4 protein-coding genes are annotated in these 1,460 nt (G+C 29.7%); all 4 read left to right on the top strand.

Annotated elements, in window-relative coordinates; all coding sequences use genetic code 11:
* Positions 1-551, top strand: a 551-nt coding sequence (locus RCF13_RS10370) for a hypothetical protein (protein ID WP_308141132.1), incomplete at its 5' end; no start/stop codon positions are given.
* Between the two features lie 108 nt (positions 552-659).
* Positions 660-848, top strand: coding sequence for a DUF3970 family protein (locus RCF13_RS10365; RefSeq protein ID WP_308141131.1), 189 nt, complete (start codon positions 660-662; stop codon positions 846-848).
* Between the two features lie 2 nt (positions 849-850).
* On the top strand, positions 851-1,147 hold the full coding sequence (locus RCF13_RS10360) for a hypothetical protein (protein WP_047956599.1): 297 nt from the start codon (positions 851-853) through the stop codon (positions 1,145-1,147).
* A gap of 21 nt (positions 1,148-1,168) precedes the next feature.
* A partial coding sequence (locus RCF13_RS10355) for a hypothetical protein (protein WP_308141130.1) occupies positions 1,169-1,460 on the top strand: 292 nt, incomplete at its 3' end.

Here is a 1,460-nt window from a genome sequence, read left to right as displayed (position 1 = left end):
ATATTAGTTGGCAATCAGCCATAAAAATTTTCGAGGATAGAATTCAGGGAAGATTTTTTAACATAATAGATGCAATGCTAGAAGATTGTAAAGGGGATCAAAGTTTAAGTAAGGCATTTAGTATTATGGCATTAAATTGTTTATTAATAGAAACATTTCAACAATTTTATAAAGGGGTACGTGATACCAGGGGCGAAACGGAAAAGGCATTTAAGGAGTTTTTAGTTAATAGTTCTTATTTTAATGGTGCTGCGGGAAGATTCGGGGATTCCTTTGATGAAAAACTTGCGCAACATTTCTATAAGAATGTGAGATGTGGAATTCTACATCAAGCGCAGACTAAAAAGAAAACGGCATTAACATTCTATACTGCGAATCTAGTTGATAATTTTTCGAAAAGAGGTTGGGTACTCTATGATGTTAAGTTATTTACAGAAGCTCTTAAAATGGAATATGAAGAATATCTTTCAAGGTTAAGAGATGAAGCAGAACATGAAGTAAGAAAGAATTTTTGTAAAAAATGGAGTTGTATATTAAAAGATTCGGAGTGAAACTAGCAGGTGAAGTATCTTTATTTAAAGAATACATTTCAATAGTTTGTTTGAAATTAAATATACCTATTGGGTTTTCCTTTTGTAAATAAAGTTGGGGGGATATATATGTCTCAATTAGATCTAAGATTAGAAGGTTCAAAAGAAGACATTGAAAGATTTTTAAATGTTATAAGTTCTACAAAGGGTATAGCTTTAGAACATGCTAGCCAGCCAAGAAAAGGGAATAATCCTAAATATGCATATGATACAAATGTTCTATCATATGCAAAGGTAAAGTTTGAAGGGGAAAAATAATAATGAAACGGATTACACAAGATTTTATTAATAATTTACCGGTTTTTGAAAATCATAAAGATGCTTATGTTTTTTTTGAAGAGAATTTTAAGAATTTTAGATTTGCTGGAGGAGAATTGTTAGATGGGCAATATTGTAGAAATTACGATATTGTCTATGATATGAACGCATATGGTGAGTTTTTAGAAATGAAAGTAAAAGCATTAGAAAATAAAGAAATAAGTAATGGAAAGTCAATAGGTGATGTTAATATTTATCATCGTGTAAAAATATTCGAAAATGGTAATGTTCATATTTGAATAGGGGGAGTTTCATTGTTAATGACATTAGAATTTAAGTCCAAAATGCAGAGTGAATTGTTTGATAAGATAATGCACAAAATGAATGTTACTAAATTTGACCGTTATTATTCTTCAATGGCTTTACTATGGTCTGCTACTTATAAAGAAGAGCTACTTAATTGTGTAGATCAAGGAGTAAAATTAGATAAAGTTAAAGAAGTAATAAAACCATACACTAATGGAGAAAAGTCATTAATTCGATTTGGTCTGCAGTGTTTTAATGAAAATATGGATAATATAACGTTACCGGAAGTTTTAGAGTCTTTAGATG

Origin of the sequence: Stenotrophomonas maltophilia group sp. RNC7 (genome assembly GCF_030910085.1) — a bacterium.
GTDB lineage: Bacteria > Pseudomonadota > Gammaproteobacteria > Xanthomonadales > Xanthomonadaceae > Stenotrophomonas > Stenotrophomonas sepilia.
Note: the sequence above shows the minus strand (reverse complement) of the source record. Positions and strands in the feature narration are given on the sequence as shown.